The organism is Amycolatopsis nigrescens CSC17Ta-90 (genome assembly GCF_000384315.1).
GTDB classification, from domain to species: Bacteria; Actinomycetota; Actinomycetes; order Mycobacteriales; family Pseudonocardiaceae; genus Amycolatopsis; species Amycolatopsis nigrescens.
This window is the reverse complement of the sequence record NZ_ARVW01000001.1, coordinates 2,277,577-2,293,470: the sequence shown is the minus strand read 5'-3', so window position 1 is coordinate 2,293,470 and position 15,894 is coordinate 2,277,577. Positions and strand designations below refer to the sequence as shown.

At 70.7% G+C, this 15,894-nt stretch carries 17 protein-coding genes and 1 other RNA gene; 8 read left to right on the top strand and 10 right to left on the bottom strand.

Going from position 1 to position 15,894, the window contains the following annotated elements; all coding sequences use genetic code 11:
- Positions 1-45 precede the first annotated feature (45 nt).
- Positions 46-1,065 carry an NAD(+) diphosphatase gene (gene nudC / locus AMYNI_RS0110530; RefSeq protein ID WP_020667968.1) on the top strand — a complete coding sequence of 340 codons (1,020 nt, stop codon included), beginning with the start codon at positions 46-48 and terminating at the stop codon, positions 1,063-1,065.
- Between the two features lie 28 nt (positions 1,066-1,093).
- Here nudC and AMYNI_RS44330 read toward each other — a convergent pair whose 3' ends face one another.
- From AMYNI_RS44330 to AMYNI_RS0110515, 3 genes are all read right to left on the bottom strand, one after another.
- Entirely contained in the window at positions 1,094-2,113 is a 1,020-nt protein-coding gene (locus AMYNI_RS44330; protein WP_051116298.1) for a hypothetical protein, read from the bottom strand.
- Positions 2,114-2,258: 145 nt separating this feature from the next.
- Positions 2,259-3,641 (bottom strand): GntT/GntP/DsdX family permease, encoded by a 1,383-nt coding sequence (locus AMYNI_RS0110520; RefSeq protein WP_020667966.1) that lies wholly within the window; start codon positions 3,639-3,641, stop codon positions 2,259-2,261.
- 70 nt (positions 3,642-3,711) lie between these two features.
- Positions 3,712-4,209 carry a gluconokinase gene (locus tag AMYNI_RS0110515; protein ID WP_020667965.1) on the bottom strand — a complete coding sequence of 166 codons (498 nt, stop codon included), beginning with the start codon at positions 4,207-4,209 and terminating at the stop codon, positions 3,712-3,714.
- A gap of 143 nt (positions 4,210-4,352) precedes the next feature.
- Here AMYNI_RS0110515 and AMYNI_RS0110510 point away from each other — a divergent pair, with 143 nt between their 5' ends.
- The 3 genes from AMYNI_RS0110510 to AMYNI_RS0110500 all read left to right on the top strand — a co-directional run bounded on the left by AMYNI_RS0110510 (position 4,353) and on the right by AMYNI_RS0110500 (position 6,638).
- Entirely contained in the window at positions 4,353-5,021 is a 669-nt protein-coding gene (locus AMYNI_RS0110510; RefSeq protein WP_020667964.1) for a FadR/GntR family transcriptional regulator, read from the top strand.
- A 77-nt stretch (positions 5,022-5,098) separates the two neighbouring features.
- Positions 5,099-6,034 (top strand): cobalamin biosynthesis protein CobD/CbiB, encoded by a 936-nt coding sequence (locus tag AMYNI_RS0110505; RefSeq protein WP_020667963.1) that lies wholly within the window; start codon positions 5,099-5,101, stop codon positions 6,032-6,034.
- A 10-nt stretch (positions 6,035-6,044) separates the two neighbouring features.
- Complete coding sequence (locus AMYNI_RS0110500) at positions 6,045-6,638, top strand: GNAT family N-acetyltransferase (RefSeq protein ID WP_020667962.1); 594 nt, start codon at positions 6,045-6,047, stop codon at positions 6,636-6,638.
- A 49-nt stretch (positions 6,639-6,687) separates the two neighbouring features.
- Here AMYNI_RS0110500 and AMYNI_RS0110495 read toward each other — a convergent pair whose 3' ends face one another.
- The 5 genes from AMYNI_RS0110495 to AMYNI_RS0110475 all read right to left on the bottom strand — a co-directional run bounded on the left by AMYNI_RS0110495 (position 6,688) and on the right by AMYNI_RS0110475 (position 10,181).
- Positions 6,688-7,302, bottom strand: a complete 615-nt coding sequence (locus AMYNI_RS0110495) for an FMN-binding negative transcriptional regulator (protein WP_020667961.1) — start codon at positions 7,300-7,302, stop codon at positions 6,688-6,690.
- 69 nt (positions 7,303-7,371) lie between these two features.
- Positions 7,372-8,196 carry an SURF1 family cytochrome oxidase biogenesis protein gene (locus tag AMYNI_RS0110490; RefSeq protein WP_020667960.1) on the bottom strand — a complete coding sequence of 275 codons (825 nt, stop codon included), beginning with the start codon at positions 8,194-8,196 and terminating at the stop codon, positions 7,372-7,374.
- Positions 8,197-8,227: 31 nt separating this feature from the next.
- Positions 8,228-9,088 carry a fructosamine kinase family protein gene (locus tag AMYNI_RS0110485; protein WP_020667959.1) on the bottom strand — a complete coding sequence of 287 codons (861 nt, stop codon included), beginning with the start codon at positions 9,086-9,088 and terminating at the stop codon, positions 8,228-8,230.
- Positions 9,085-9,558, bottom strand: coding sequence for a low molecular weight protein-tyrosine-phosphatase (locus tag AMYNI_RS0110480; protein ID WP_020667958.1), 474 nt, complete (start codon positions 9,556-9,558; stop codon positions 9,085-9,087). The genes AMYNI_RS0110485 and AMYNI_RS0110480 overlap by 4 nt, the downstream gene beginning before the upstream one ends.
- A 41-nt stretch (positions 9,559-9,599) precedes the next feature.
- A complete protein-coding gene (locus tag AMYNI_RS0110475; protein ID WP_020667957.1) occupies positions 9,600-10,181 on the bottom strand; it encodes a chorismate mutase in 582 nt (193 codons plus the stop codon).
- A gap of 32 nt (positions 10,182-10,213) precedes the next feature.
- Here AMYNI_RS0110475 and AMYNI_RS0110470 point away from each other — a divergent pair, with 32 nt between their 5' ends.
- From AMYNI_RS0110470 to AMYNI_RS0110460, 3 genes are read left to right on the top strand one after another with little or no spacing between them, the layout of a single operon-like run.
- On the top strand, positions 10,214-11,044 hold the full coding sequence (locus AMYNI_RS0110470; RefSeq protein ID WP_020667956.1) for a Nif3-like dinuclear metal center hexameric protein: 831 nt from the start codon (positions 10,214-10,216) through the stop codon (positions 11,042-11,044).
- Positions 11,041-11,778: a zinc ribbon domain-containing protein gene (locus tag AMYNI_RS0110465; protein WP_020667955.1), complete on the top strand. Its 738-nt coding sequence runs from the start codon at positions 11,041-11,043 to the stop codon at positions 11,776-11,778. The genes AMYNI_RS0110470 and AMYNI_RS0110465 overlap by 4 nt, the downstream gene beginning before the upstream one ends.
- A 56-nt stretch (positions 11,779-11,834) precedes the next feature.
- The gene (locus tag AMYNI_RS0110460; protein WP_026360268.1) at positions 11,835-12,953 is read left to right on the top strand and encodes a bifunctional RNase H/acid phosphatase; all 1,119 of its coding nucleotides are present in this window, start codon (positions 11,835-11,837) and stop codon (positions 12,951-12,953) included.
- 76 nt (positions 12,954-13,029) lie between these two features.
- Here the strand turns inward: AMYNI_RS0110460 and AMYNI_RS0110455 are convergent, their stop codons facing one another.
- Together AMYNI_RS0110455 and sfnG are read right to left on the bottom strand one after the other, a co-directional pair.
- Positions 13,030-14,217 carry an acyl-CoA dehydrogenase family protein gene (locus AMYNI_RS0110455; RefSeq protein ID WP_020667953.1) on the bottom strand — a complete coding sequence of 396 codons (1,188 nt, stop codon included), beginning with the start codon at positions 14,215-14,217 and terminating at the stop codon, positions 13,030-13,032.
- Positions 14,214-15,359 carry a dimethylsulfone monooxygenase SfnG gene (gene sfnG / locus AMYNI_RS0110450; RefSeq protein ID WP_020667952.1) on the bottom strand — a complete coding sequence of 382 codons (1,146 nt, stop codon included), beginning with the start codon at positions 15,357-15,359 and terminating at the stop codon, positions 14,214-14,216. The genes AMYNI_RS0110455 and sfnG overlap by 4 nt, the downstream gene beginning before the upstream one ends.
- A gap of 123 nt (positions 15,360-15,482) precedes the next feature.
- On the opposite strand from sfnG, the gene rnpB reads away from it, so the two are divergent.
- Positions 15,483-15,891, top strand: an RNA gene (rnpB, locus tag AMYNI_RS47690) — RNase P RNA component class A.
- Positions 15,892-15,894: the final 3 nt, after the last annotated feature.

The window sequence follows — 15,894 nt, the reverse complement described above, 5'->3', positions numbered from 1 at the left end:
GGCGCCCAAGACGACCACGGCGCGCGGACTCGCGGAGGTGCAAGCATGAGCAGTCCCTTCCAGTTGGGGGCGCTGCCCACGCTGTCCCGGTCCACCGCGGACCGGCAGGAGGCGCTGCGCACCGACCCGGACCGGTTGCTGGCGCGCTGGTCCGACGCGCGGGTGGTGCTGCTCGACGACGATGGGCGCACTCCGGTGAGAGAAGGCGACAGTGCGCTTGCCTCGCGCAAGGCGGTCACCTTCGGCGACGCACCGCCGGAGGACGCCTGCTTCCTCGGCGAGTGGGAAGGCGTGGACTACTGGTCGCTCGGCGGCGCCCCGGCCGGGCCGCCGACCCCGGTGCAGATGCGGGGGAGCTGGGGCTTCACCGAAGAAGCGCCGGGGTACGACGGTGAGGTCTGGGTCGAGCTGCGCGGGTTCGGCGACCTGCTGGACGACACCTCCGCCGGGCTGTACACGACGGCGCTGGCGTTGCGGCACTGGCACCGGCGCGCGGGGTTCTGCGCGAAGTGCGGCGGGCGGACCGGCCGGGTGCAGTTCGGCTGGGCGACGAAGTGCGAGTCCTGCGGGCGCGAGGAGTATCCGCGCACCGACCCGGCGGTGATCTGCCTGGTGCACGACGAGGTCGGCGTGAACGGGGAGCACGTGCTGCTGGCCCGTCAGCCGATCTGGCCGAAGGACCGGTACTCGGTGCTGGCCGGTTTCGTGGAGGCCGGCGAGTCGCTGGAAGGCTGCGTGCAGCGGGAGATCAGGGAAGAGGTCGGCGTCGAGGTGCGCGAGCCGCGTTACCTCGGCAGCCAGCCGTGGCCGTTCCCGCGGTCGATCATGCTCGGGTTCACCGCGCGGGCGGACCGCTCCGCGCCGCTGCGCCTGGCTGATGGCGAGATCGAAGAGGCGCTGTGGGTCTCGCGCGCCGAGGTACGGGCCGCCTTCGAGAACAGCCAGGTGCGCACCGGCAACGCGGTGCCGACCCCGATCGGCGGCGGCGCGGCGAACATGATCCTGCCCGGCAACTCCTCCATCGCCCGAGTCATGCTCCGCGCCTGGGCCGACACGACGTCGTGAGTGAAAAACGTTGCTGGGACAACACTTTTCACTCACGACCGCTGACCAGGCAAAACGGTGTTGAGCAGGGATGTGCGGCGCCTTTCCAGCCCGCTCGGTGAAGTACCGTCAGTACCTGTGCGGCCACTTGGCAGGGCGCGGTCGTGACGTCGGCCCAGCCGTAGACGAGCCGGGAACGGTCGGCCAGTTCGGCGGCGTTGTCACGTTCCCGGTCGCGGAAGGCGACGCCCGGTGTGGCATGCGTTTCACGGCCGTCCAGCCGGGTGGTGAGCGGTACGCCCACGTTGTCGTAGGTGATGTCCTCCCAGAGCGTGCGCCCGTTCACCGAAACCGGCGTCTGCCGTTGCGGTGCGGGCAAGCCGTGCGCGGATTCCACGTGTAGCGCGTATTCCGCTTCAAGCGCGGACAACGCTCCGCCCTGCATCAGTTGCAGCGCTTCCCACACCGCCGTCCGGAAACGATGGGGTGGGCGAAGCTCGACCTGCCTGGCCAAGGCCACCATCGACACCGGTGCGCTGCCGGCGAGCGCGATGAACCGGGTCCGCACCTGCGAACCGGTGTCTTCCTGTACCGCGACGTCGATGATGGTGTCCGCCCGGCTGGTGCGCGGCAACGGAGTGTCCACCGTGGCGATGTGGTGGAAGGCCCGCGATCGATGGACCGCGACTAACGGGAGTCGGGAGACGGCCGAGCAGTTGTACGGCACCGTCACGTGCAACGGCTGCCCGTCATCGATCGGGAGCATGCCCCACTCTTCCGCCGCCGTGCGATGGCTCAGCACCGCCGGTGCGCCGGCGTAGAGCAGGGCCGCCATCAGGCGTGTCTCCCGGGGGAGAGGCCCGGTGAACGTGGCGTACACGCCGTGCATGACCGGTTGCCATCGAAGCGCGCTCACATTGCTGCGAATGGTCTGCGGGGTGATCCCGAGCGCGGTGGCCTGCCTGTTCGTGATCAGGCCGTGCTGCTCGATCAGGAGCCCGTGCCACTCGCCTTGTCGTTGGTCCGGCACTCTCGTCGAGGCCGTTGTGAGGTGTATTCCGGTGAACATGGGTTCGACGCTGGCAGGTGCGGAGGCGGTCGCCAGTACCGTTCGGCGATCTGTGGATAACTCGGCCGAATTCGAAGAGGCAAAGGGACCATTACCCCCTCGTGAGTGAAAAGTGTTGCCGGAACAACACTTTTCACTCACGACGTCAGAGTAGGGCGCCGAGGGGGAGGATCAGGGCGATGGCGACAACCGAGATGACCGTCTCCATGATCGACCAGCTCTTGATGGTCTGACCGACGGACAGCCCGAAGTACTCTTTCACCAGCCAGAAACCGGCGTCGTTGACGTGGGAGAAGAACAGCGAGCCCGCCCCGATCGCGAGTACCAGCAGTGCGCCGTGGGTCGGGTCGAGGGTGGCCGCGAGCGGGGCGACGATACCGGCGGCGGACACCGTGGCCACGGTCGCGGAACCGGTGGCCAGCCGGATCGCCACCGCCACCAGCCAGCCGAGCAGCAGCGGTGAGAAGTTCGCGCCGGTCGCCAGCCGGGTGATCACGTCGCCGACCCCGGCGTCCACCAGTGTCTGCTTGAACCCGCCGCCGGCGCCGACGATGAGCAGGATGCCGGCGATCGGCGGCAGCGCGTCGGCCAGCGAGCCGGACAGCCTGGCCCGGTCGAACCCGGCGGCGCGGCCGAGGGTGGCCATGCCGACCAGTACCGCGAGCAGCAGCGCCACCAGCGGGTCACCGATGAAGTCCAGCACCCTGCGCAGCTCGTTTTCCTTGGCCAGCAAGATATCCGCCAGCGCCTTGGCCATCATCAGCACCACCGGCAGCAGCACCGTGGAGACGGTCGCGAGGAAGCTCGGGCGCCGGGTGGGACTGTCCGAATCGGACTCTTGATCGGCGGCGGGTACCAGGTGCGCGGGCGGGGCCGCGTCCGGTACCAGCCGGGCCGCCACCTTGCCGTAGAGCGGACCGGCCACGATCACCGTCGGGATCGCCACCAGCAGGCCCAGCGCCAGGGTGATGCCCACGTTCGCGTTCAGCGCGCCGGCCGCGGCCAGCGGGCCGGGGTGCGGTGGCACCAGCCCGTGCAGCACGGACAGTCCGGCCAGCGCGGGGATTCCCAGCAGCAGCAACGGCTGCCCGCTGCGCCGGGAAACCAGCAGCACCACCGGGATCAGCATCACCAGGCCGATCTCGAAGAACATCGGTAGCCCGATCAACGCGGCCACCAGCGCCATCGCCCACGGCAGCATCTTTGGCCCGGAGCGGGCGATGATGGTGTCCACGATCTGTTCCGCGCCACCGGAGTCGGCCAGCAGCTTGCCGAGCATCGCACCGAGCGCGACCAGCACGCCGACCGACGCGACGGTGCTGCCGACGCCGCTGGAGAAGCTCTTGATCAGCTTGTCCACCGGCATCCCGGCGACCAGGCCGAGCACCCCGGAGCCCAGGATCAGGGCCAGGAACGGATGCAGCTTCGCCTTGCTGATCAGCACCACGATCAGCGCGATCGCCAGCACGGTGGCGCCGATCAGCCGGGTGTCACCACCGCTCCAGGCTTCGGCTAGCTGGGTGGTCATCAAGCCTCCTGTGTTCTGCGGGACACCCGCACCCGGTCGGCCCGCATGACCAGGGCTCCGCCAGTGTCAGTCATGCGCCCTCCGTCGGCATGGCCGCGAGCGCGGTCCGCACGATGTCTTCCGGCGCTTCGGCGATGTCGGCGACCAGCCCGCGCTCGTCCGGGTCCAGCGGTTCGAGGTCGGCGAGCTGCGAGTCCAGCAGGGACGCCGGCATGAAATGGCCGGAGCGGGTCTTGATCCGCTCGGCGAGCAGCCGCCGGTCGCCGTCGAGGTGCAGGAACCAGAGGTCGCCGCCGGTTCGCAGCACGTCGCGGTAGCTGCGCTTGAGCGCGGAGGAGGTGACCACACCACCGATGTCCTGGTGCGCGGCGATCCAGCCGGCGATCGAGCGCAGCCACGGCCAGCGGTCGTCGTCGGTCAGGGGACGCCCGGAGGTCATCTTCGCGATGTTGGCCTCGGGATGGAACGTGTCGGCCTCGGCGTACGGGACGCCGAGCGCGGACGCCAGCGCGGTGCCCACGGTCGTCTTTCCCGAGCCGGATACGCCCATTACCACCACGACGGTCATGGCACCTCCGCTGCGCTGTCAGCTCTGACGTCCGGGGACACCGAGAAGTCAAACTCAAAAGTACTACGTAATCAAGTGAAAGTAGTACTTAATCGAGACAGAGGTATAACGTGAATGTCGTGGCAGACGGCAGGCATGCGGAAATGCTGGACGCGCTCGGCATCGCCATCGCCTCCGGTGCGCTTCCCCCGGGAACGGTGTTGCGCTCGGAAGAACTGCAGGAACAGTTCGGCGCCTCGCGCACGGTGGCCAGGGAGGTGGTCCGCGGGCTGGAGGCGATGCGGCTGACCACCAGCAAGCGCCGGGTCGGCGTCACCGTCCGCGACACCGCCGAGTGGAACCACTACGACCCGCGCCTGATCCGCTGGCAGCTCGACGGCGAAGGCAGGCAGACCGCGCTGCGCAACCTCACCGAACTGCGCTGCGCGGTGGAGCCGACCGCGGCCAGGCTCGCCGCGCTGCGCGCCACCCCGGAGGAACGCGGCCGGCTGCGGGCGTTCGCGGCCAGGCTCGCCGAGACCGCGAAGGCCCGCGATCTCGACACCTTCCTCGGCCACGACGTCTCCTTCCACCACCTGGTGCTGGCCGCGTCCGGCAATCCGATGTTCGACCAGCTGGCCGAGGTGGTGGCCGAGGTGCTCGCCGGGCGGACCGGGCACGGCCTGATGCCGCCCGAACCGCAGCCGGAGGCGGTCGCGCTGCACCTGGAGGTGGCCACCGCGATCGACGACGGCAAGCCGGACCGCGCCGAGCGCGCGATGCGGGACATCGTGCTGCAGGCACTGGACGAAATGGCCGAACTGTTCGACTAGCGGACCTTCCGGGTGGCGCTTCCGGCGACGGCGGTACGGTCGTGCGACATCACAGGTACCAGGGACGGGGAACCAGGGTGAGCGCGGCGCGCGCGATCGGACTGCTGCTGGGACTGGCCGCGGACGGGGTGATCGGCGAATCCGGACGGGTCCGCCCGGTCGCCGGGTTCGCCAAGGCCGCCCGCGCCTTTGAGCACAAACTGCCCGCCGAGACGCGGCTGACCGGGGCGGTGCACGCGGCCGGGCTCGCTGGCGCGGCGGTACTGGCCGGTGTACTGGTGGAGCGCGCCGGGCGGCGCAGCCCGGTGCGGCAGGCCGCCGGTACCGCGGTCGCCACCTGGGCCGTGCTCGGCGCGGCCGGGCTGGCGGTGGACGGCACCGCGATGGCGCGTGATCTCGAAGAAGGACGGCTTGACTCGGCCAGGGACACCCTCGCCGGGCTCGACCCGAGGGCCGGGGACGGACTGGACGTGATCGGGCTGTCCAGGGCGTCGGTGGAGACGGTCGCGCAGAACACCTCGGACGCCGTGGTCGCCCCGCTGTTCTGGGGTGCGGTGGCTGGGGTGCCCGGGCTGCTCGGCGCGCGGGCGGTGATCGTGCTGCGCCGGCTGCTGAACCGGCGGCAGGAGCCGTTCGGCTGGTTCGCCGGCAGGCTGGACCGGCTGGTGAACCAGGTGCCGACCCGGTACGCGGCGGCGCTCACGGTGACCGGGGCGCCGGTGGTCGGTGGTTCGGCCCGCGGCGCGTGGCGGGCCTGGCGGCGGGACATCATCGCGCACCCGGACCCGAACGCCGGCCGGGTGGGCGCCGCTTTCGCCGGTGCGCTGGAGATCCGGCTCGGCGGCCGGACCGCGTATCCGCACGGCGTGGAGGAGCTGCCGGTGCTCGGCGACGGCCGCAACCCGGACGCCGGCTACGTGACCAGAGCGGTGGAACTGTCCAGGGTGGTCGGCTGGCTGGCCGGTCTCGGCTCCGCGGTGCTGGCGATCCTGGTGGGCCTGCGCCGGCGGTAATGTCGCTTTCATGATCGAAAGCGAGGTACGCCCCGGTCGGCAAGAAGATGTCGACAAAGCGGCAGACGTGCTGGCGGGTGCGTTCGCCGACTACGCCTGGACCCGGCACACCGTCGCCGCGGACGGCCATTTCGAGCGGGTGCGCAGGTTCCAGTGGCTGTTCGTGGCGAAAATCGGGCTGCCGCACGGAAAGGTCTGGGTTGCGGACGGCCCGAACGGGCCGGCCGCGGTCGCGGTGTGGACCACGCCGGAGTCCGAGCGCATCGGCGAGGCGTTCGGCGCGATCGCGGACGAGCTGCGCGAGCTGTCCGGTGACCGAGCGGATGCCGCCGACGCGGCCGAAGCGGCGATGGCGCCGCACCGGCCCACCGAGCCGGTCTGGTTCCTCGGCACGGTCGGGGTCGCTCCGGAAAGCCAGGGCAAGGGGCTCGGCCGGGCGGTGATCGAGCCGGGGCTGGCCGCCGCGGACGCGGCCGGGGTGTCGGCCTACTTGGAGACCTCCGAACCCGGCAATGTGCGCTTCTACCAGCGCCTCGGCTTCGAGGTCACCGCCGAAGTCGCCCTCCCCGGCGATGGCCCCGTCACCTGGTCCATGCGCCGCTGATCGTCCGTGAAGGTGCCCTTCCCTACCTTCAAGGTAGGCAAGGTGCCCTTCACGGACTGTCGAGGAGGTGGGGGAGGGAGGTGAGGTCGCGTGGGGTGGCGCGGGTGGAGAGGTGGTCGGCGATCTGGGCGCGCTGGGCGGCGGGCTTGTTGCCACCGAACTTGAACTTCGCGCGCACCTCGGTGATGGTCAGCTCGATCCCGCGGATGCCGGGGAGCAGCCGCTTGTCGGACAGCGTGTTCGTGCTGACCGGCAGCCGTCCGCCGGCCGGCTCGAACTGCCGCAGCTGACGGTTGAGCAACTCGGCCTTCTCGTCCGGATCGTCGATCACGCGCGCGTCGCATTCCAGGTGCACCGCGGCGTAGTACTCGGTCGGCACACCGAGCTCGGGTTCGTCGTCGGCGTTCCAGTCCGCCGGGATGTAGGTGTGCTCGCCGGTCACCGCCAGCAACGCACGCGGGTTCTCCTCGAGCGCGGGCCAGATCGGGTTCGGCCTCGCCAGGTGCACCCAGATCGTCGAGCCGCCCTCGTAGTGGAACGGCAGCGGGGTGAGCACCGGCAGCTCGCGTCCGCGCCCGGCGGCGATGAGCTGGCCCAGTTCCTGGCCGGCCAGCCAGGACTGCCAGCGGGTGTCCTCGGGAGCGTCCCAGGGATGAATCAGCATGAACCCACTGTGCGTCCGGCAAGTGGCCCGCGAAAAGTGCCAATCAGCGGCTGTCTGGTAAGGCCACTTCTAGCGGACGAGATGCTCCTGCTCGTCTTCGGCCAGCATTTGCGCCACCGACTTCCGGCGCTCCGGCTTCTCGCTGTTCTCCAGCGCGCCGCCCGGCTTCAGCTCGCGCACGGTGAAGTACAGCCAGCCGAGCACGGCCATCGCGCCGAAGGCGATCCACTGCAGCGCGTAGGAGTAGAACGGGCCGGATTCGAGCTGCGGCAGCGGGAGCGCGGAGAGCACCCCCGGCTGCCCGTTGTCCAGCTGGAAGTAGCCGGGGCGCAGGTCGAGCCCGGTTGCCCTGGAAACCACCTTCGAGTCCACGGTGTAGGCGTGCAGCCTGCCCGCGGTGGACTCGTCGGCGAAGGCGTCCCGGTTCTTTGAGTCGGTCTCGTCCATCCGGATCCTGGCCACCAGCTGCACCTCACCGGCGGGCGGCGGGGCGTACCCCGGCACCTGGCTGCGGTCGTCCGGGCGGAGGTAGCCGCGGTCGATCAGCACGGTCTTGCCGTCCACGGACCGGAACGGGGTGAGCACCTCGAAGGCGGCCTCGCCCTGCACGGTGCGCAGCCTGGCGATCACCTCGCCCTCGGGCAGGTAGCTGCCGGTGACCTGGACGCGGTCCCACTGGGTGCGCTCGTCCGGTGCGGCGTTGCCGCCGAGCACGGTCTCCAGCGGCCTCGGCTCCGCGGTGAACGACGCCTGCAACGCGGCGTTCCGCGTCTCGCGTTCGTCGTCGCGGCTGAACTGCCACGGGGCGAGCAAGGCGAAGCAGCTGATGGCGAAGGCGAACACCACCAGCGTCAGCGCCAGCCAGGCCGGCCGCAGCATGAACTTCAACCGCACGCCTCAACGGTAGCCGCCCCCGGTTCGTCCCTCACAGAGCCCCACGTGCCACGGCCAGCGCCTGCCTCGCGTAGCCGCCGCCGAACACCGCCGCGTGCATCAGCAGCGGGAACAGCTGGTGCAGCCCGACCCGGTCCGGCCAGCCCCCGGCCAGCGGTGCGCCGGCGTCTTCGGCCGCTTCGGAGTAGGCGCCGAGGATGTGGTCGAGCAGGGGAGTGCCGAACAGCCGCAGCATGGCCAGGTCGGTCTCCCGGTGCCCGCCGTGCGCGGCCGGGTCGATCAGCCAGACCGGCCCGGCCATGCTCCAGTGCACGTTGCCGCTCCACAGGTCGCCGTGCAGCCGAGCGGGTGGTTCCGGCGGGCCCGCCAGCTTCGGCAGCCGCTCGCAGACCTGGTCGAAAACGGCCGTGTCACCGGTGTCGAGCAGCCCTTGGTCGACGCAGGAACGCAGGTAGGGCTGGATGCGGTGGGTGGCGTAGAAGGACGGCCAGTCGGGGCCGGGCTCGTTGCGCATCGGCGCGAGTCCCATCCAGGCGTCCGACGGCCCGTCCGGCGGGGCGGCGCCGAACGCGGGCGCGCCGCGCAGGTGCAGCGCGGCGAGTGCGCGGCCGAAAGTGGCCGCGGCCTCGGGTGTGGCGTGCCCTGGCGGCACGTACTGCAGCACGATCCACTCGTCGTCGTGCCCGTACACCTCGGGTACCGGCAGGTCTCGGTGCTCGCCGAGCCATCGCAGCCCGGCGGCTTCGGCGGCGCAGGCCCGCTCGGCGTCGTTCCGCTTGGCGACCACTACCCCGCCGCCCTCCAAGGTGACGAGGTGGATCGAGCCACCCGTCCGTCGGGTGCCGGAGACCGGCCCGCCGTGCAGCCGCCGCACGGCCTCCGCCGCGTTCACCGCTGCTCGCCCACCCAGTCGAGCAGGCCGGGCACGGTGCGCTCGATCATCGTCAGCACCTCGGTGAATCCGTCCCCTTCGCCGTAGTACGGATCGGGCACTTCGGCGCCGGGACCGGCGGACGGGTCGAACTCGCGCAGCAGCCGCACCCGGTCCGGCTCGGCGAGCTTGGCCCGCAGCTGCCGGAGGTGCCCGGCGTCCGCGGCGAGCAGCAGATCGGCGTCGAGGTGCTCGTCGTCCACCTGCGCGGCGACGTGGCCGGTCGGGTAGCCGTGCGCCCGCAGTGTGGCCGCCGCGCGCGGGTCGGCCCCTTCGCCGACGTGCCACGGACCGGTGCCGGCGCTGGTCACCCGCACCCGGTCGGCGAGGCCGGCCCGTTCGAGGTGCTCGCGGAAGACGAGGGCGGCCATCGGCGAACGGCAGATGTTGCCGGAGCAGACGAAGCAGACGTGCAGCGGCGAGTCGGTCACCGGTGCAGTGTCGCGCACCGCTCCGAAGGGCAAAAAGCCGGCTATTTGCCGTCCGGGGTGCAGGTGGAGTGGAGGGATTGGGTGAGTGCGCGGCGGTGCAGGGTGTCGAGGCGCTGCTGGAGCGCGGTGAGCCGGTCGGCGACGACCAGCCGGGGAGCGCAGGTGCGACCGGCCCGCGACTGGCGGGTGGCGGACAGCTCGGCCAGCAGCTCGCCGGTGATCCGGTCGATCACCGGGCGGACCTCGGTCGGCAGGTCGGGACGCTCGGTCGGCGCCTGCTCGGGGTGCGCGGTCCAGAGCGCGTACAACCCTCGCTGGACCACCTTGTTGGCCTCGATCTGGTCGCGGAAGAACCGGACCGTCTCCGCCGGGTCGAGGCCGAGTGCTGGCGACTTCGCCGCCACGTCCGCCAGCACGACCTGCTCGCGCGCGGGGTCGTCGATCGGCTGGGTGGTGCCGAACTTGGCCGCGGCCACCTTGTCCGCGATCCGCACCCGTTCCGCCGAGGACGCCGCCAGCGGCAGCAGCGACCTGCCCGCCGGCGCGGCCGAAGCCGGCAGCGCGGTACCGGCCACCGCGGTGGCCGTGAGCAGGAGAACCGAGAGGGAGGACCGAAGCCGCATGGCCGGGAAGCCTACATGCGAGGATCCAGGTCATGCCCGCTCTTTCGGAGATCATCGACGTGCTGGAGACCGCCTACCCGACCGAGCTGGCCGAGTCGTGGGACGCGGTCGGGCTGGTCTGCGGGGACCCGGCGGAACCGGTGCACAAGGTGCTGGTCTGCGTCGACCCGGTGGAGGAGACCGTGGCCGAGGCGATCGAGCTCGGCGCGCGGCTGATCGTGGCGCACCACCCGCTGCTGCTGCGCGGGGTGCACGGGGTGCCCGCGGACACCGTCAAGGGCGCGCTGGTGCACCGGATGATCCGGGCCGGGATCGCGCTGTACTGCGCGCACACCAACGCCGACTCGGCACGGCCGGGGGTCTCCGACGCGCTGGCCGATGCGCTCGGGCTGCGCGTGCTGCGGCCGCTGGACCCGCGGGCGGACAACGAGACCGGCATCGGGCGCATCGGCGAGCTGGCCGAGGCGGAGCCGTTCGCCGCCTTCGTCGAGCGGGTCGGCCGCGCGCTGCCGGCCACCGTGCCCGGGGTGTCCGGCGCCGGCGATCCGGATCGTCCTATTAGGACAGTGGCGGTCTCGGGCGGTGCCGGGGACGGTTATCTCGGCGCGGCGACCGAGGCCGGGGTGGACGCGTATGTCACTGCCGATCTCCGGCACCACCCCGCCGGGGAGCATCTGGCCGGTGGCGCGAAGGTGCCCGCGCTGGTCGGGGTGACGCACTGGGCCAGCGAGTGGCCGTGGTGCGGGCAAGCCTCGGCGGTGATCACGGCCGGGCTAGCGGGTACCGTCGATGTCCACGTCTCCACGGTTTGCACCGATCCGTGGACCCTGCGCGCGGAACAACATAGGGAGAACGCTCAGTGAAGGCAGATCCAGCCGTCCAGCGTCAGATACTCGAGCTCGCCAAGGTGGACGCCGAACTCTCCCGGGTCGACCACCGCCGCCGTACCCTGCCCGAACTCGCCGAGATCGCGGACGTGGAGAAGGTGCTGCGCGAGCGGCGGGACGCGCTGGTCGCCACGGAGACCGCCGGCTCGGACCTGGACCGCGAGATCGCCAGGCAGGAAAAGGAGATCGAGTCCGTGCGGGCCCGCGGGGACCGGGACCGCAAGCTGCTCGAGTCCGGTTCGGTGTCGGCCAAGCAGATGACCGACGTGGAGCACGAGCTGCAGACCCTGCAGCGCCGGCAGTCCGCGCTGGAGGACGACCTGCTGGAGCTGATGGAACGCCGCGAGGCGCTCGACCTCGACGCGCAGCGGACCTCGGCCGAGGTGGACACCGCGGAGAAGAAGCTGGCCGACGCGCAGGGCCGCCGGGACGAGGTGCTGGCCGACCTGGACACCACCCAGGCCCGCCGCGACGCCGACCGGGCCGGCCTGCTGCCGCGGTTCCCGGCCGACCTGCTCTCGCTGTACGAGCGGATCCGCGCCCAGCGCGGCATCGGCGCCTCGCTGCTGCGTGCCCGCCGCTGCGGGGCTTGCCAGCTGGACATCGACCGCAACGCGATCTCCGAGATCAAGGCGGCCGCCGAGGACGAGGTCGTCCAGTGCGAGAACTGCGGGGCGATCCTGGTGCGGACCATGGAGTCCGGGCTGTGACGAGTAGCCTGTTCGGCGAGGACGAGCTGCCGCCGCCCGGTGTCGGGCCGGAGCGGGTGATCGTCGAGGCGGACGGTGGTTCGCGCGGCAACCCCGGCCCGGCCGGCTACGGCGCGTTGGTCAAGGACGCGGCGACCGGCGAACTGCTCGCCGAGCGCGCCGAGGGCCTCGGTGTCGCCACGAACAACGTCGCCGAGTACTCCGGGCTGGTCGCCGGGCTGCGCGCGGCCGCCGAGCTCGAAGCGTCCACTGTGGACGTACGGATGGACTCGAAGCTGGTGGTCGAGCAGATGTCCGGCCGCTGGAAGATCAAGAACGTGGTGCTGCAGCCACTCGCGCAGGAGGCGGCGAAGCTGGCGTCCGGCTTCCAACGGGTGCGCTACGAGTGGATCCCGCGGGCGCAGAACTCGCACGCGGACCGGCTGGCCAACGAGGCGATGGACGCGCAGGACGGCAAGCCGGTGCCCGAACCCACGGAGCTCACAGCGCCTAGGGCGCACGGGCAGGACCGCAGCTCGCCCGCCCGCTGGACCGGCGCCAAGGGCACCCCGACCAAGCTGCTGCTGCTTCGGCACGGGCAGACCGAGATGTCGGTGGACAGGCGGTACTCCGGCCGGGGCGACGTGCCGCTGACCGGGCACGGCGAGCAGCAGGTGGCCGACGCGGCGAAGCGGTTCGCCCGGATGGACGGGCTGGTCGTGGACGGCGCGGTGGTGCCGATCATCGCGTCCCCGCTGACCAGGACGAAGCAGACCGCGCAGGCCGTCGCCGACGCGCTGGGCGGCCGGGTGGAAACGCATCCGGGGCTGCTGGAAACCGACTTCGGCGAATGGGAGGGGCTCACCTTCACCGAGGCGGCCGAGCGCGACCCCGCGCTGCACGGGGCCTGGCTGAGCGACCCGTCGGTGCCCGCGCCGGGCGGCGAGAGCTTCGACGCGGTGCACGAACGGGTCCGCCGGGTGCGCGACGAGCTGATCGAGTCCTACGCCGGCCGCACCGTGGTGGTGGTCAGCCACGTGACCCCGATCAAGTCGCTGTTGCGGCTCGGCCTTGACGCCGGGCCGTCGCTGCTGTTCCGGCTGCACCTGGACCTGGCCTCGCTGTCGATCGTCGAGTTCTACCCGGACGGCAACGCGTCCGTCCGGCTGGTCAACGACATCTCGCACCTGTCCTAGAGCACGCTCACCCAACGTCGTGAAGGGCACCTTGCCTACGTTGAAGGTAGGCAAGGTGCCCTTCACGGACAGCGGGTCAGGTGTACCAGGTGGGGGTGGGGAGTTCGCCGAGAAGGGCGTAGGAGCCGACTTCGCGGCGTTTGTAGGCGATCGGGTCGTGCAGCGAGTGGGTGCGCAGGTTCCGCCAGAACCGGTCCAGCCCGTGCTTCGACGCGCTCGCCCTGGCGCCGGTCAGCTCGAAGATCCTGGTGCCGATCTCCAGGCCGGTGTCCACGATCCGCTGCTTGGCCGCGGCGACCAGCACCGCCACCTCCCCGCGTGCCTCCGGCGTCAGCTCTTCGCGCGGCGCGTGCAGCACCCGCGAGATCGCGGCGCCGGCCTTGTCCACCAGCGCCTCGGCCGCCCAGAGCTTGGCCTGCAGATCACCGTAGGCGTCCAGGATGTACCACTCCTCGGTGGCGGAGACCTTGTTGTCCCCGCCGTAGGGCCAGGCCCTGGTGTGGTCCTTGGTGTATGCCAGCGCGGTTTCCAGCGCGCCCTGCGCGATCCCGAGGTAGAAGTTGGTGAACACCAGCTGGATGGTCGGCACGTTCAGCGTGTTGTAGGTCAGCGGTTGGAACTTCCGGTCCACATAGCCCGCCGCGGCGGCCCATGGCACGCGCACGTCCGAGATGGTCACGCTGCCCGATTCGGTCAGCCGCTGGCCGATGTTGTCCCAGTCGTCGTGGAACACGATGCCGTCCTGGTCCGACGGCACGATCGCGAAGATGTGCTCCTCGCTGCCGGCCAGCACGCCCTCCAGCACGGTCAGGTCGGAAACCTTGCTGCCGGTGGAGAAGGACTTGTGTCCGTTGTAGACGAGCTCGTCGCCGTCCTCGGTGATGGTCAGGTCGGAGTCACGCGGGTTGACCGCGCCACCGAAGAAGAAGTTGTTCTTGGTGTACAGCTCTTCCACCTCGGCGATCTGCGCGTCGGTGGCGACCAGCCGCGCGGCCCACGCCCACAGGTAGTGGTAGCCGAGCAGCTGGCCGATGGACCCGTCCGCGCGGGCGATCTCGCGGGTCACCCGGTACGCGGTTGCCCAGTCCTGCCCGCCGCCGCCGTGCTCGGCCGGGCCGAGCAGGGTGACCAGCCCGGCGTCCTTGAGCAGCTGGACCTCCTGGTACGGGGTCTTGTTCGCCCGGTCCCGCTCGGCCGCGTCGACGGCCAGTTTCGCGGCGACTTCCTTGGCGCGGGCCAGCCATTCCTCCCTGGACGCGGTCATGCCCTGCTCCCCACCGGCTCGGGGGTGGCGGCGCTGCGGTCGAGTTCCAGCTCCTTCTCCCGGATGATCGGCAGCACCTTCTTGCCGAAGTACTCGACGTCCTCCAGGTAGTGCAGGAAGCCGAGCAGCAGCAGGTTCGCCCCGCGCCGCTTGTACTCGATGGCGCGGTCCGCGATCTGCTCCGGGGTTCCGATCAGCCCGGTGCGGAAACCGTCGTTGTACTGCACCAGGTCCTTGAACTCCGAGTCCGCCCACATGCCCTTCTTGTCGGAGGTGGAGTTCCCGGCCTGCTGCACGGCCGAGCGGAAACCCTCCACCGCCTCGACGTTCGCCTTGTCCACGATCTCGCGGAGCACGTCGCGCGCCTCGGCCTCGGTGTCCCGCGCGATGACGAAGCCGTTCAGGCCGAACCGCACCGCGTGGTCGTTCTCCGCCGCGTACCCGCGCACTTCCGCGACCTGCTCGCTGAACCCGTCGAAGTCCTTGCCGTTGCTGAAGTACCAGTCGGACACCCGGCCGGCCAGCTTGCGCGCGGCGGTCGAGTTGCCGCCCTGGAAGACCTCCGGATGCGGCCTGCCCGCAGCGGCGAGCGGCTTCGGCTTGATGTCGAAGTCGTGGATCCGGTAGAAGTCGCCGGCGAACTCGGCGTGGTCGTCGGTCCAGAGCTCCTTGAGCACCCGGATGAACTCCTCGGACCGGCGGTACCGCTCGTCGTGTTCCAGCCACTGCTCACCGAGACCGGTGAACTCCGCCTTGAACCAGCCGCTGACCACGTTCACCGCGGCGCGGCCGCCGGAGATGACGTCCGCGCTGGCGATGAACTTGGCCAGCACGCCTGGATGCCACAGCCCGGGGTGGATCGCGGCGATCACCTTCAGCCGCTGGGTGGCCAGCAGCAGCGCCAGGCTGAACCCGGTGGACTCGTGCTGGTAGGCGGCGCCGTAGCTGGAGGTGTAGCGCACCTGGGAAAGGGCGTACTCGAAACCGCTGTTCTCGGCCAGCACGGCCAGTTCGCGGTTGTACTCGTAGCCCCAGTCGGTGCGCTGTTCGATGTCGCTGGTGACCAGGCCGCCACTGACATTTGGTACCCAGTAAGCGAATTTCAGTGGTTCGTGCGGGATATTTTGATCCTGTGTGGACACTTGTTGGCTCCCAGAAAGTGTGGCTGTCGTGGTCGCCGCCGGCAGTGCCCCGAGTAGAGCAGCGGGCCAGTGGGCGGTCAACGAACGTCCACCGCATGGGAACGGCTAAGCTGGTCGGGCGGACGAGCTGGCAGGGCGGTCGCGAGGCCGTGTCATTCCGGCACGGTTTCGAGGAAAGTCCGGACTCCACAGGGCAGGGTGGTTGTTAACGGCAACCCGGGGCGACCCGCGGGAAAGTGCCACAGAGAACAGACCGCCACGCGAGAGCGGGGTAAGGGTGAAACGGTGGTGTAAGAGACCACCAGCATCCCGGGTGACCGGGATGGCTCGGTAAACCCCACCCGGAGCAAGGCCAAGAGGACGCCGGTTGATATCCGGTGTCTGCGCAGGCGCTCGAGGACGGCCCGTCCGATGCCTGCGGGTAGGCCGCTGGAGCCTGCCGGCGACGGCAGGCCTAGATGGATGGCCGCACACCGCGGCGCCCGCGAGGGCACCGCGGGGACAGGATCCGGCTTATATGCCAGCTCGTCCGCCC